At 54.5% G+C, this 14,312-nt stretch carries 12 protein-coding genes; 3 read left to right on the top strand and 9 right to left on the bottom strand.

The features are described 5' to 3' along the window. Position 1: 1 nt before the first annotated feature. Positions 2–3,727: a DNA-directed RNA polymerase subunit beta gene (rpoB, locus tag R2K26_RS03245; RefSeq protein ID WP_316518752.1), complete on the bottom strand. Its 3,726-nt coding sequence runs from the start codon at positions 3,725–3,727 to the stop codon at positions 2–4. A 382-nt stretch (positions 3,728–4,109) separates the two neighbouring features. On the opposite strand from rpoB, the gene R2K26_RS03240 reads away from it, so the two are divergent. Continuing rightward, entirely contained in the window at positions 4,110–4,751 is a 642-nt protein-coding gene (locus R2K26_RS03240) for a hypothetical protein (protein ID WP_316518750.1), read from the top strand. A 220-nt stretch (positions 4,752–4,971) separates the two neighbouring features. Here R2K26_RS03240 and R2K26_RS03235 read toward each other — a convergent pair whose 3' ends face one another. From R2K26_RS03235 to upp, 8 genes are all read right to left on the bottom strand, one after another. Beyond that, positions 4,972–5,412 carry an Rrf2 family transcriptional regulator gene (locus R2K26_RS03235; RefSeq protein WP_316518749.1) on the bottom strand — a complete coding sequence of 147 codons (441 nt, stop codon included), beginning with the start codon at positions 5,410–5,412 and terminating at the stop codon, positions 4,972–4,974. Between the two features lie 23 nt (positions 5,413–5,435). Next, positions 5,436–6,533: an RNA polymerase sigma factor RpoD gene (rpoD, locus tag R2K26_RS03230; RefSeq protein WP_176821223.1), complete on the bottom strand. Its 1,098-nt coding sequence runs from the start codon at positions 6,531–6,533 to the stop codon at positions 5,436–5,438. Positions 6,534–6,627: 94 nt separating this feature from the next. Beyond that, positions 6,628–8,400: a DNA primase gene (dnaG, locus tag R2K26_RS03225; RefSeq protein WP_308448138.1), complete on the bottom strand. Its 1,773-nt coding sequence runs from the start codon at positions 8,398–8,400 to the stop codon at positions 6,628–6,630. Between the two features lie 125 nt (positions 8,401–8,525). Beyond that, entirely contained in the window at positions 8,526–9,149 is a 624-nt protein-coding gene (locus R2K26_RS03220) for a YigZ family protein (protein WP_176821221.1), read from the bottom strand. A 99-nt stretch (positions 9,150–9,248) separates the two neighbouring features. Further along, the gene (gene rpmE, locus R2K26_RS03215; protein WP_176821220.1) at positions 9,249–9,449 is read right to left on the bottom strand and encodes a 50S ribosomal protein L31; all 201 of its coding nucleotides are present in this window, start codon (positions 9,447–9,449) and stop codon (positions 9,249–9,251) included. A 167-nt stretch (positions 9,450–9,616) separates the two neighbouring features. Continuing rightward, positions 9,617–10,426 (bottom strand): M15 family metallopeptidase, encoded by an 810-nt coding sequence (locus tag R2K26_RS03210; protein WP_308448137.1) that lies wholly within the window; start codon positions 10,424–10,426, stop codon positions 9,617–9,619. Between the two features lie 144 nt (positions 10,427–10,570). Continuing rightward, positions 10,571–12,046 (bottom strand): solute carrier family 23 protein, encoded by a 1,476-nt coding sequence (locus R2K26_RS03205; protein ID WP_308448136.1) that lies wholly within the window; start codon positions 12,044–12,046, stop codon positions 10,571–10,573. Between the two features lie 353 nt (positions 12,047–12,399). Further along, complete coding sequence (upp, locus tag R2K26_RS03200; RefSeq protein WP_308448135.1) at positions 12,400–13,065, bottom strand: uracil phosphoribosyltransferase; 666 nt, start codon at positions 13,063–13,065, stop codon at positions 12,400–12,402. A 173-nt stretch (positions 13,066–13,238) separates the two neighbouring features. Here upp and pyrR point away from each other — a divergent pair, with 173 nt between their 5' ends. Both pyrR and R2K26_RS03190 read left to right on the top strand, forming a co-directional pair. Further along, positions 13,239–13,805 (top strand): bifunctional pyr operon transcriptional regulator/uracil phosphoribosyltransferase PyrR, encoded by a 567-nt coding sequence (pyrR, locus tag R2K26_RS03195; RefSeq protein WP_176821318.1) that lies wholly within the window; start codon positions 13,239–13,241, stop codon positions 13,803–13,805. Between the two features lie 42 nt (positions 13,806–13,847). Next, positions 13,848–14,282 carry a DUF523 domain-containing protein gene (locus R2K26_RS03190; RefSeq protein WP_308448134.1) on the top strand — a complete coding sequence of 145 codons (435 nt, stop codon included), beginning with the start codon at positions 13,848–13,850 and terminating at the stop codon, positions 14,280–14,282. The last annotated feature ends 30 nt before the right edge of the window (positions 14,283–14,312 follow it).

Genomic DNA, 14,312 nt, shown 5'->3' with positions numbered 1-14,312 from the left:
ATTAGAACTCGTCGTCGATGCCGTCAAACAAATCGTTATCGGAGCCTTCAAACTCATCATCGTCGCCGGTAGAGAAGAAGTCGTCCTCTTCCCCGTCTTCGTTCTCGATGGAATAGCCGTCGAAATCGCCGTCCGTTGCGACGTTTTCTTCATCAAAGACCTGATCGCCCGGGGTGAGACCCACATCATCGTCATCGTCGAAGCTCTGGCGCAGGTCAATCTCCTCGTTGTCCTTATCCAGTACCTTGATGTCGAGGCCGAGTGCCTGCAGTTCCTTGATAAGAACGCGGAAGGATTCCGGAATGCCCGGCTTCGGCACGTTCTGGCCCTTAACAATGGCTTCGTAGGTCTTTACACGGCCCACAACGTCGTCGGACTTCACCGTCAGGATCTCCTGCAGGGTGTAAGCCGCGCCGTAAGCCTCCAACGCCCAAACTTCCATTTCGCCGAAGCGCTGGCCGCCGAACTGCGCCTTGCCGCCCAAAGGCTGCTGGGTAACGAGGGCATACGGACCGGTGGAACGGGCGTGAATCTTATCGTCAACAAGATGATGGAGCTTGAGGTAGTACATGTAGCCAACGGTAACCGGGTTATCGAAATACTCGCCGGTACGACCGTCGCGCAGACGGAACTTGCCGTCCTCACTCATGCCCGCCATGCGGAAGCACTCGCGGATATCCGCTTCGTGTGCGCCGTCGAATACCGGGGTCATAATCTTCCAGCCGAGTGCGCTTGCCGCCATGCCGAGGTGAACCTCGAGAACCTGTCCGATATTCATACGGGACGGAACGCCCAACGGGTTCAGAACGATGTCAAGCGGTGTACCGTCCGGCAGGAACGGCATCTCTTCCATCGGCAAAATGCGGGAAACAACGCCCTTGTTACCGTGGCGGCCGGCCATCTTATCGCCGACGGAGATCTTTCTCTTCTGTGCGATATAGCAGCGCACGACCTTGTTGACGCCGGGGCTCAGCTCATCGCAGTTGTCTCTCGTGAAGACCTTAACGTCCACAATGGTGCCGTACTCGCCGTGCGGAACACGGAGGGACGTATCGCGGACCTCGCGGGCCTTTTCACCGAAGATGGCGCGCAGCAGGCGCTCTTCGGCGGTCAGCTCGGTTTCGCCCTTCGGCGTGACCTTACCGACCAGAATATCGCCGGCGTGAACCTCCGCACCCACACGAATGATGCCGCGGTCATCAAGGTCGCGCAGCAGATCTTCGTTGACGTTCGGGATGTCGCGGGTAATCTCTTCCGCGCCGAGCTTTGTATCTCTGGCTTCCATCTCATACTCTTCGATATGGATGGAGGTGTAAACGTCATCGCGTACGATTTTCTCGTTCAGCAGGACGGCGTCCTCGTAGTTGTAGCCTTCCCAGGTCATGAAGCCGATGAGCGCGTTCTTGCCGAGCGCAATCTCGCCGTTCTTAATGGCCGGGCCGTCCGCCAGAACATCGCCCACTTCAACGCGGTCGCCGCGGTTGACGATCGGGACCTGGTTGATGCAGGTGCTCTGGTTGGAACGCATGAACTTTGTGACGACATAGTCGTCGATATCGCCGTTATCGGTCGTCACGCGAATGAGGTCTGCACTGACGCTCTTAACGACACCTGCGCGTTCGCACAGGACGCAAACGCCGGAGTCAACGCCTGCTTTATACTCCATGCCGGTACCGACGATCGGAGACTCGGTGCGGAGCAGCGGAACTGCCTGACGCTGCATGTTCGCGCCCATCAGAGCACGGTTCGCGTCATCGTTTTCGAGGAACGGGATCATCGCCGTTGCAACGGAGAAGACCATACGCGGGGAAATATCCATGTAATCGACGCGGGTTGGCTCAACCTGAATGAACTCGCCCTTGAAACGTGCGAGAACGCTGTCGTTTGCAAAGGTGTTGTCTTCATTCAGCTTTTCGTTTGCCTGCGCAACGATGAACTCGTCTTCCACGTCCGCCGTCATGTAAACGACTTCGTTCGTTACCTTGCCCGTCGCCTTATCAATCTTTCTGTACGGCGCCTCAATGAAGCCGTAGTGGTTGATTCTTGCGAACGTTGCAAGGTAGGAGATCAGACCGATGTTCTGACCTTCCGGGGATTCGATCGGGCACATGCGGCCGTAGTGTGTGTAGTGAACGTCTCGAACCTCGAAGCTCGCACGGTCACGGGAAAGGCCGCCCGGGCCCAAAGCGGAGAGACGGCGCTTATGCGTCAGCTCTGCCAGCGGGTTCGTCTGGTCCATGAACTGGGACAGCGGAGAAGAACCGAAGAACTCCTTGATCGCTGCAACGACCGGACGGATATTGATGAGAGAATGCGGTGTAAGGGATTCCATATCCTGACCCTGCAGCGTCATGCGCTCGCGGATCACGCGCTCCAAGCGGGAGAAGCCGATGCGGAACTGGTTCTGCAGCAGCTCGCCGACGGAACGGATACGGCGGTTGCCGAGCTGGTCGATATCGTCCGTAAAGCCGAGACCGACAGCAAGGCAGGTCATGTAGTTGATGGAGGAGAAAATATCATCGATGATGATGTGGTTCGGAATCAACTCGTCATGACGTGCGGTGAGCTGCTCTTTGAGCTTCTCTTCGTCGTCGCCGCACTCTTCGAGAATCTCGGAGAGCACTGCGTAGCGCACACGTTCGTTGATGCCGCACTCTGCCTCTGCATCAAAGGAAACGTATTTTGCGATATCGACCATACCGTTTGAGATGACCTTCGTCTCCTTGTCGTCCTCAAGGGCAACCCAGGCGGTGGTCACACCGGCGTTGTCGATGTCTTCGGCAAGCGTGCGGGACACAACGGTGCCCGCCTCTGCCATCACCTCGCCGGTCGCCGGGTTGACGATCGGGCGGGAAAGCTGACAGCCGGTGATTCTGCCGGCAAGGTTCAGCTTCTTATTGTACTTATAACGGCCGACTCTGGAGAGGTCGTAGCGTCTCGGGTCGAAGAACAGGCCGTTCAAATGGAACTGCGCGCTTTCAACCGTAGGCGGCTCGCTCGGACGGAGCTTTCTGTACACCTCAAAGAGGCCTTCCTCCATGGTGTGCGTGGTATCCTTATCGATAGTCGCAAGGATGCGTTCGTCTTCGCCGAAGTATTCCTTGATCTCTTCGTCGGTGCCGAGACCGAGTGCGCGGATGAACGCGGTCATCGGGAGCTTTCTGTTTTTATCGATACGCACGTAGAGTACGTCGTTCACATCGTTTTCGTACTCCAGCCATGCGCCGCGGTTCGGAATGACGGTGGAAGAGAAAAGCTGTTTGCCTGTTTTATCGTACTCCATCTTATAATAGACGCCCGGAGAACGAACAAGCTGGGAAACGATAACACGTTCTGCGCCGTTAATCACAAAGGTGCCGGACGGTGTCATCAGCGGGAAATCGCCCATGAAGACTTCAGATTCCTTGATCTCGCCCGTTTCCTTGTTGAGAAGGCGTGCAGTGACGCGCAGGGCTGCCGCATAGGTAGCATCGCGCTCTTTGCATTCCGTTACCGTGTAATTGGGTTTTTCGTCGAGCTTGTAGTTCACGAAGTCCAGAACCAGATTTCCGTTGAAATCCGTAATGCCGGAGACGTCGTCAAAAACTTCCTTCAGACCTTCCTTCAGGAACCAGTCGTAGGAATTTTTCTGAATCTCGATCAGGTTCGGCATATCGAGAACTTCATTGATGTGCGAGAAGCTCATGCGTGTGTTCTTGCCAAGCTGTACCGGCTTAACATTCACCATTGACTCAACCACTCCATTCTTAGTATTTGACCCGTGTTTTTAAGCAAAATCACTTAAAAACAGCGGAAAGAATATCCGTTCATGTGAATTTTATAGATTATGCTTGATTATTTTTCGGAACTGTGTTATAATGCAGATCAGAGAAAGAAATGGCATATCTATCCATGATGATACATTGTAATATGATACACCGTATCTGTGGATTTGTCAAGCCTTTTCCCGAATTTTTTCGAGTTTTATTCCCTTTTTCTTTTCTCAAATTCCAAAGCAGAATAAATTGAATTTTGACCCGTATACCCGATAGCACATGGACCTTGTAAACTGCAATCGGGCTTTATTTTTATCCGCTGCTAATCATTTTAGGTTTGAGGAGGAACACTGTATGAAAAAGCATTTCGCAAAGCAGATTTTCGCCGCGGCCCTTGCAATCAGCTTCGTGTGCGGGCTTTCGGCATGCCGTGAACGTGAAGAAGAGCAACTCACGTTAAAGCCGGTGATTTATCTTTATCCGGAAGAAGAAACGGACGTCTCGGTTACGCTCGCGTACGACGGAACGCTCACTTGCACCTACCCGAATTACAAAACCGGCTGGCATGTTTCGGCGAAACCTGACGGTACTCTGACGGACGAGAACGGCCAAACGTATAACTACCTGTACTGGGAAGGCACGGACAGCGCGGAATACGACCTTTCCCACGGCTTCTGCGTAGCGGGCAGCGACACCGCCGCTTTCCTCGAAAATGCCTTGCGCGACCTCGGACTCACCCGCAAAGAAGCGAATGAATTCATCGTGTACTGGCTTCCCCAGATGCAGGAAAACCCCTATAATCTCATCGCGTTTCAGTCCGACTGCTATACGCAGGTGGCGCAGCTGGATATCTCCCCCGCGCCCGACACGCTCCTTCGGGTCTTCATGGCGTGGAAACCGCTTGAAGAGAAAGTTGACATTCCCGCGCAAACGCTCACCGCTCCCGCCCGCGACGGCTTCACAGCGGTGGAATGGGGCGGCAGCCGCATAAACTGAGCCGCAGCTCTTGCCCGTGCAGAGTCTCACGGCGTTCATACCGCTTAAAAACACGCAAAACCTTCCCGGTTTCGTTTCCGTTTGGAAACCGGGAAGGTTTTTGTTTTGTTTATGTTGAATTTTGGATGCCGAAGAAATTAAGTTAAAAAGCGAAAGCCACTTTCAAAACGAATTATTGCGTTTTAAGTATGTACTTGCCTGTACTTTTACGCGGATTCGCTTACGTTTCTGCCTCTTTCCCCTCGCCTTTTTCGTCCGCCTCGGTATCCTCGCAGGAGCAAATAGACGCGAACGTGTAGGACTCCAGCTTATCGCGCACAAGCTGCGAGACCTCACCGTAGATGTGATGCAAACGGCACGAGGTGCGCTGGCAGCTGTACGCATCGCCCTGGCAGCGGGAAATCATATACGGCCCCTCCACCGCCTCGATCACGCTGCGCAGCGTGATCTCCTTCGGCGGCTTTGCAAGCTCATAGCCGCCCTTTGCGCCCTTATACGAGCGCACGATGCCGTCCGAAACGAGCGTGCGCAGAATCTTCAGCGTAAAGCGCAGCGTGACGCTTGTGCGCTCCGAGATCGTTTTGGCATCTGCTCGCCCGGGGTTCACGGCCAAAAATTCCACGATGCGGACTGCGTAGTCCGCTTCCAGTGTCATGTGCATGGTATGTGCCTATCCTTTCGGGATCAATCCAGAAAATCCTTCAGCTTCTTGCTGCGGCTCGGGTGACGGAGCTTTCTGAGCGCCTTTGCTTCAATCTGGCGGATACGCTCACGGGTGACATTGAATTCCTTGCCCACTTCCTCGAGCGTGCGGCTTCTGCCGTCCTCAAGGCCGAAGCGCAAGCGCAGCACCTTTTCCTCACGCGGGGTGAGGGAATCGAGCACATCGCCGAGCGTTTCGCGCAGCAGCGTATGGGAAGCGGCATCTGCCGGGGCCGGTGCGTCGTCGTCCGGAATAAAGTCGCCGAGGTGGCTGTCCTCTTCCTCACCGATCGGCGTTTCAAGGGAGACAGGCTCCTGTGCGACGCGCATGATCTCGCGCACCTTATCAACCGGCATATCGAGCTCGTCGGAGATTTCCTCCGCGGTCGGCTCGTGACCGCTCGTGTGGAGCAGCTGACTGGAGACCTTCTTCACCTTATTGATGGTCTCCACCATGTGCACCGGGATACGGATGGTGCGGGCCTGGTCGGCGATGGCACGCGTGATGGCCTGACGGATCCACCACGTTGCGTAAGTGGAGAACTTGAATCCCTTTGTATAATCGAACTTTTCAACAGCCTTGATGAGACCGAGATTGCCCTCCTGAATGAGGTCAAGGAACTGCATGCCACGGCCGAGATAGCGCTTCGCGATGCTGACGACAAGACGCAGGTTCGCTTCGGAAAGGCGCTTCTTTGCGGCTTCGTCGCCGTCCTTGATGGCGATGGCAAGGCGCACTTCTTCTTCGGAGGAAAGCAGCGGCACGCGGCCGATCTCTTTCAGGTAAACTTTGACCGGGTCATCGATAGCGACGCCTTCCATGCCCATGCCGGCATCAAAATCGTCCGTATCTGCGCCAGATACTTTGGAAAGGTCAATGTCATCAATCTGGATATCGCTGAAGTCATCGATAATCTCAATACCGTGCGATTCCAGTGTATCATAGAATTTTTCAATGTGCTCCGGGTCGAAATCCAATTCGCCGATGGCGTCGAGGATCTCCTTTGTGGTGAGCTGGCCTTTGCTTTTGCCGAGCTCAATCAGATCGCGGATCACGGTTTTCTTATCGGGTGCTGCCATAGTTTATCATACCTTTCCTGTGTTTTCCCTTATTCCCTCGGCAGCGTCTGCACGCTGCCTTTTTATCTCAATTCTGTTTTAAAGCATAACGTTCCTATTTTTTCTGTTTGCGCAGTGCATCGAGCTGTGCCTGCAGGTCGGCGGGGTTCGCACCACGCACCTTATCGGTATCGGTCAACGCACCTTCGCTCAAAATGATCTGCACGTATTCTTCCGCGTCTTTGGCGGTGATGCCGGCGTTTTCCTGCACAATCTTCGCAAGGCGTCCCATTTCGTCCGGCGTACATTCCGCCGAAAAGTCTGTAATCTGCGGCGATGTGACCGTTTCTTCGTTTATAATCTTGCCCAGGAGGCTCTGATATAACCGGCGATTGAACGCCGTCACGAATTTTTCGGGCGGCACGCGGCGGTTCAGGCTCTGTGCGAGGTCATTATTGTGGAAAAGGCACGCGATGAGCCGCTCTTCGGCGTTGGCCACGCGAACATAGCGGCGCTTTTCGGGGTTTACGGTATCGCGCCGCGCGGAAAGCTGCTCCGTCATGTCCCTTTGCTGCTGCCGCTGCGCCGCACGCGCTTTTTTGCGCACGGAAACGGACATCTGCTGCAAAATGGCGTTTTTGTCAACATTCAATTCCTGCGAAAGGCGGCTGACGTACACGTCTCGCTCAATGGCGTTTTCAAGGCCCGCCAGCAGCTCTACGGCGGCCATCAGGTATTGAATACGCCCGTTTTCGTTGCTTAAATCATACCCGCTTTTCAGCTTTGCAAGGCGGTATTCCACATCGTTGCCGCTTTGCTCAATGAGCCTGCGGAAACGCGCCGCGCCTTCATCACCGCATGCGTTGATGAACTCGTCCGGGTCTTTGTTGCCGGGCACGGCCATGACGCGCACCAAAAGCCCTGCGCCGCGCAGAATGGGAATGGCGCGCTGTGCGGCCTTTTGACCGGCTTCGTCGGAATCGTAGCAAATGACGACCTCTTTCGCATAGCGGGCAATGATGCGCGCCTGCTCTGCGGTGAGTGCCGTGCCGAGCGACGCAATGGCATTTTCAATGCCCGCTTTGTGCAGCGAGATGACGTCCATATAGCCCTCAGCTAAAATGATGCGGTCGTTTTCGAGCGCGTTTTTTGCAAAATTCATCGCGAAAAGACCGCTGCTCTTGTGGTAGACCGGGGTATCCGATGTATTTATGTACTTCGGCTTTTCATTTGTCAAAATACGCCCGCCGAACGCGACCACGTTGCCGCGCAGATCAATGATAGGAAACATGACGCGTGCGTGGAAACGATCCATCGCGCGGCCGGAGCGCGTCTCCACCGCGACGTTCGCCGCAATCATCTCGCGCTCGGAATAGCCCTTGGAGCGCAGGTGATTAACGAGCGCAAAGCGGCTTTCCGGCGCCCAGCCGAGCCCGAAATGGCGGATCATTTTCATGGGCAGGCGCCTGCGCGCGAAATAATCAAGCCCCGGCTTACCCTCCGGGCTTAAAAGCGCGCTGTGGAAAAAGCGGGCGGATTCGCGGTTGATTTCCAGCACGCGCTGACGCAGGCGGCTCATGGAATCGTCCACGCCCTGCTCCGGCATTTGCAGCCCCACGCGGTCCGCGAGCATTTTCACGGCCTCGATGTAATCGAGATTTTCAATCTTACGGATGAATGTGATAACATCGCCGCCCGCGCCGCAGCCGAAGCAGTAAAACGAGTTATTCTCCGGGTAGACGTTGAAGGACGGTGATTTTTCGTTGTGGAAGGGACACAGTCCCACCATGTTTTTGCCGCGCCGCTTTAGGTTGACATACGAGGAAACGATGTCTGTAATGTCGCAGCGCGATTTTAAGTCCTGCATAAAGGACTCCGGCAACGGCATTCCACCGCCCCCTTTCGTGACCGCCGGCGCGATGCCGTTGGGATTACGGGCAAAGCTCGGAGCAAAACGCCCTGATTTTTGCCCTCATAGTATTATATACGCCGCAAACGGCGAAATTACTTCTTTTATTCTTCAAATTCAAAAAATTTTTTTCCGTCTTCTGTCACATCGACCTGCCCGTTTGTGGCATCCGCAAGTTTTTTGCGGAATGTGCCGAGCAGCTCGGGCGCCAAATGGAATTTAACGGTGACTTTTTCCTCAAAGACCGTGTCGTCCGTCACGCCGCCGCATTCCGGAACAAGCGATGCAACGCGGCCGTACCGGCCGTAATCGCAGGTGAGCGACAACAGCAGGCACTCGCGCATGGTAATGATCTGTGCCGCCTGCAGGGCGATGGACGCGGTGTGCGAATACGCACGAACGAGACCGCCGCCCCCGAGCAGAATGCCGCCGAAATAGCGCGTGGCGACCGTGACGACATCCGTAACGCCGCTTTTGCGCAGGACATCCAGCACCGGCATACCGGCCGTGCCCTGCGGCTCGCCGTCATCCGAAAAGCGCATGGTGCCGTCGCGCAGGATATACGCATAGACGTTGTGACTGGCATCCCAGTGCTCGGATTTTTTGGACGTGATGAAATCGAGCGCCTCCTGCTCGGTCTGCACCGGGCAGGCATAGCCGATGAAACGCGATCGCTTTTCCACAAACTGGTCCTGCGCGTTTTTCCGCACGGTTTTGTACTCTGCCATTTTTACCGCTCCCCTCTGTTTTGAAACGAACGCGATTTGCCTTTGGAGAAAAAATGGGCGATGCCCGAAAGAGCACCGCCCTGAACGATCCATATAAATTTACTTCGTGATACCGTAGCGCTTGTTGAACATATCAACACGACCGCTTGTATCAACCAGCTTCTGCTTACCCGTAAAGAACGGATGGCACTTGGAGCAAATTTCAACGCGGATGTCCTTCTTTGTGGAACGCGTGTGAATCACATTGCCGCATGCGCAGGTAATGGTCGTTTCCTGATAGTCCGGATGTATATTCTTCATATCTGTCACCTCTTTCGGTTGATCTGCGGTTAGTCGGTTAACAGCGAAGTTAACACATAAACATAGCGCTAATTATGTTAGCACAAAAAATTCTAAAATGCAAGGTCTTTTTCAAAAAAAACAGAAAACTTTTTTCTTTTTCTTCCCGAAAGCATCCGTTTTTTTCGTTAGGCGCCGATGTAGCGAAGGTATTCTTCGAGGCAAAAGGAGAGTCTGCGGATGGCGGCGGCGTGCTCTGTGCCGACATAGCGCAGGACAAGATCATTGCGTTCAATTCCGGTTTCGTCCTCTTTTCCGGCGGGATAGCGGAACACAAAGCCGTAATGCGCCATGTTCCTTTGCAGCCAGCCGTAGGTATCCGTTGTCGAAAACGTTGCGGGGTCGTCCTGCACAGTGATGCACAGGCCGCTTTGCAGGTCGCTTGTGCCGGGCGCGGACACGGTGGATTTTGCGTCTTCGCGCGCCATAATCTTGGTGGAACCTGCCGCGATAAGGCGCTCGACTTCGGCGTTATAAAGCGCTTCCTGCTCTGCATAGGACACATAGCCGCCGGAAAACTTGAGCGTGACACCGTCTGCTTTTGCGGCATCGCACAGTGCGGTGAGTGCCGGCACAATGCGGGCATCGACCGTGACGCTGTCAAACTCGGCGGTCTCCTCGGGGGCGAAATCCGCGTCCGCAGGGTGGTCTTCGTTGATGACGAACAGATTCACGCTGTCCTCGAGCATAGGCAAGTCGTTTTCCTCCGTGCTTGCAGCGGGGGACGCGGTGGGCAGTACGGTGGCCTGCGGCAGGGAATCCTCCGGATCTTCGGGCGGGAAAAGCACCGGCAAACCCCACATGACAAACAGTGCAAGCGCCATGAAAGCGGCGGCGCAGATAAGCAGAATGCCCGTCCAACGCTTTAGGTTCATAATGCGCTCCAAATGCAGCGGATGCGGCTTTTGGATGGGGCTGTATTTTTTTCGTTTCCGCACGGTGCTCTCCCCTTTCTTTCGGTATCTTTTATTATTATATCGGATGACGGGAAAAAAGCAAGTCGAATTCCTTTACAACAGAAAAACGCCCGAGCCGTGAAGCCCGGGCGCTGTGCATTTCAGTTAACGCTATTTTTTGAAGAATTACTTCTTTTTGCTTTTACGGGAGGGGATCTCGGTGGTTTCCGGGTCTACCTTTCCCATTTCGGAAGCTGCACTGCTAAGACCGTCCTCGCCGCTGCTGAGCTTGCCGTTATTGACGATGAGGTTCGTGACAATGCCGACGATGAGGGCAACAGCCAAAGACGTGATGTTCAGCAGAGCGCCGCCGGTGATGCTGTTCGTGCCGAAGCCGAAGTACAAACCGCCGATGCCGCAGACGAGGATGGAGCTGACGACGAACAGGTTCTTACTGTTGCCGAGATCAACACGGTGGAGCATCTGGAGACCGGAAACGGCGATGAAGCCGTAGAGCGCGATGCACGCGCCGCCCATGACGCACTTCGGAATGGAGTTAATGAGCACGACGAACGGAGTGAAGAAGGAAAGCACCATGCAGCCGAGTGCCGCGGTGAGGATGGAAACGACGGAAGCGTTGCCGGTGATGGCGATGCAGCCGATGGACTCGCCGTAGGTGGTGTTTGCACAGCCGCCGAAGAACGCGCCCACAATGGAGCCGAGGCCGTCGCCGATGAGGGTCTTATCGAGGCCCGGGTCTGCGATGAGGTCGCGGTTGACAACCGTGCTGAGGTTCTTGTGGTCAGCGATGTGCTGTGCGAGCTCGACGACGCCGATCGGAATGTAGATCATGGCGATGTTGCCGATGGCAGCCGCATCAAGCGGATACTGGCCGTTCGTCTCGATTGCTTTGAGGAAGAAGAACTTCGGATAATCGACGATGCTGGTGATGCTGAATGTGCCGAATGCATCGATGAACGGCTGGAAGGAAAGGAGCTTGAGGCTCTCTGTGCCCGTTGCCATACCGATGATTGTAAAGACGAGTGCAAGTGCATAGCCCGCGCCGATGCCGACGATAAACGGAATGAGCTTGACGGTTTTGGAGCCCTTAACGGACGCAATGACAATCATGAAGAAGGTGAAGATGCCGCAGATGATGGCAGCCCAGTTGTAGGTCTCGCCGTATACGACAGCTGCCGCGCCGTTGCCCATGATCCAGCTTGTTGCCGTGCCGGAGAGGGACAGACCGATGAGCGCGACGATCGGCCCGATGATGACGGACGGCATCAGCTTATTGACCCAACCGGAGCCGACGACCTTGATGACAAGACCGATGATGACGTAAACAAGGCCTGCGAACGCAACGCCGATGAGCATGCCCCAGTAGCCGTAATTCTGACCGATTGTAGCCGCATACGCGCCGAGGAAGGTGAACGAGGAGCCGAGGAATACCGGGCTTCTGCGCTTGGTGCAGAACAGGTATACGATGGTGCCGATGCCCGCGCCGAACAGTGCGGCTGCGGCGTCTGCCTGCAGGCCGTAGCTGGTGACAAGCAGCGGTACGAGCAGCGTAGCCGCCATGATGGCGATCATCTGCTGGAATGCGAAGACCAGTGTTTTGCTGAACTTCGGCTTATCTTCGATGCCGTAAATCAACTTCATGAAATCATTTCCTTTCTTCCGAACCGTGGTTTCATTTCTTACCCCAAAACACGTTCTCTTCTCCCCTATGCTTTTCCGAGCATAAAGAAAAGCTCTGCCTGTAAAATGGGCAGAGCTTGAGCCTTGTCAGCACGCCGTCTGTAAAGACGTATTAAGAGTCAATCTTGCCAATATCACAGTATCGGGGTTAAAGATCGTATTTCGTTTTCTAACACTAAACTATAGCACAACATTCGACGAAAGTCAACGTAATTCGCGCACTTGTGAATAGTTTGTGAATATTCATCAAAAAAGGCAGCACAATACAGAAAAAGCTCTCCGCACCATGCGAAGAGCTTTTACGTTTACAAGGATTACTGGTTTTTATTCGGTTTATAGCTGACTGTGCCGCACAGGCGATCGCCTGCGTCGCCGGCTGCGGTGGGAATGTAGCCGTTCTCGTTCAGCGGGCCGGGTGCGTAGTTTGCCGCGTAGATTTTGACATCCGGGTGCTTTTCATACAGCAGCTTGATGCCTACTTCGGACGCGAAAATGCACATGAACTTGATGTTCTTGCAGCCTGCGTCCTTTAAAAACTGGATGGCTGCATCTGCGCTGCCGCCTGTTGCAAGCGCCGGATCAACAACGACGACGGGGCCGTCTGCGGTATCGACCGGAAGCTTAAAGTAATACGTCATCGGCTTTAGGGTTTCCTCGTCGCGGTAAAGGCCGATGTGACCGACCTTTGCCGTAGGCGAAAGCTCACGCAGGCCGTCTACCATGCCGAGGCCGGCGCGCAGAATCGGAACGATGGTGAAATCCTCTGCAAGCACCGGGGTAATGATCTTCTGCAGCGGCGCCTGGATCTCCACGTCCTTCGTTTTGAGCTCCTTGAGTGTCTCATAGCCCATAAGCATGGCAAGCTCTTTGACGAGTTCGCTGAATTCCTTGGTGCCGGTGTTAACGTCGCACAGGTGGCTGACCTTGTGCTTGATGAGCGGGTGGTTGAAAACCGTAAGATTGGAAAGATATGCTTCCATGTTTGACCTTCCTTAGTCCGTAAGACGGCGCACCGCCTTGTTTCGTTTATTTTCAAAGCATATCATAGCACACGCTTTGACAAAAATCAACCGAAAGAGACGCGTCTTGACGGAAAAGCGCCGAAATGCTACAATAAATCAAAGAGTTTAAAAAAGGATTGACAAGCATGCCTATGAAGCTGAAAGCCCAGCTGATGGACGATGTTACCGTAAAGCGCGCTTTGACGCGGCTTTCTTATGAAATCATTGAAAAAAGCCGCGACCTCGAAAACGTGGTGCTCATCGGCATCAAAACGCGCGGTGTGCCGCTTGCGGAGCAGATTGCGGCGAACATTGAGACACACACCGGTGTAAAGGTGCAAACCTGCACACTGGATATTACATTCTACCGTGACGACCTGACAAAGCGGCACGACCTGCCGACTGTGAACACGCAGACACTTCCGGTCGACCTCAACGACAAGGAAGTCATTTTGGTGGACGATGTGCTGTTTACGGGCCGCACGGTGCGCGCGGCAATCGACGCGGTGTTCCGTTTCGGGCGGCCGGCGCGCATTCGGCTGGTCGTTTTGGTCGACCGCGGTCACCGCGAGCTGCCCATTCGCCCTGATTTTGTGGGCAAGAATATCCCCACCTCTCTACGCGAGATCATCGCCGTGCATTTGGAAGCTGTGGACGGCAAGACGAACGTGGAAATCTACGAGCAGGACGAGAACGAACCGGAAATCTACGGGCAATGACCCGCTTTTAGTGCAAAAATCAAATTAAAAGAAGGTATAAACATGGCTGTAATTTTGGCAAGCAGTTGCCTTTTGGGCTGCGAATGCCGCTATAAGGGCGACGGCTGCAAGTGCGATGCGCTCATTAAGCTTGCAGAAAGCAACAAGATCATCGGCGTATGTCCCGAGCAGATGGGCGGCCTGCCCACGCCCCGCGACCCGGCGGAGCGGCAGGGTGACAAGGTGATCTCCTGTGCAGGCAAGGACGTGACGAAGGCGTACACAAAAGGCGCAGAGACGGCGCTGTACTTTGCGAAGCTGAATCACGTGGATTTTGCCGTGATGAAGGCGAAAAGTCCGTCCTGCGGCAAAGGACTCATTTACGATGGCACGTTTACGGGCAACAAGATTCCCGGCAACGGTGTAACCGTGGAGCTTCTGAACGCGAACGGCATCCCGGTGTTTACAGAGGACGAATTGGATCAGCTGCCGCTGTAAAGCAAAACATCTTAACGCAAAGAATTGGGC

The organism is Neglectibacter sp. CSJ-5, assembly GCF_032490475.1.
GTDB lineage: Bacteria > Bacillota > Clostridia > Oscillospirales > Acutalibacteraceae > Hominenteromicrobium > Hominenteromicrobium mulieris.
This window is presented reverse-complemented; position numbering and strand designations above follow the sequence as displayed.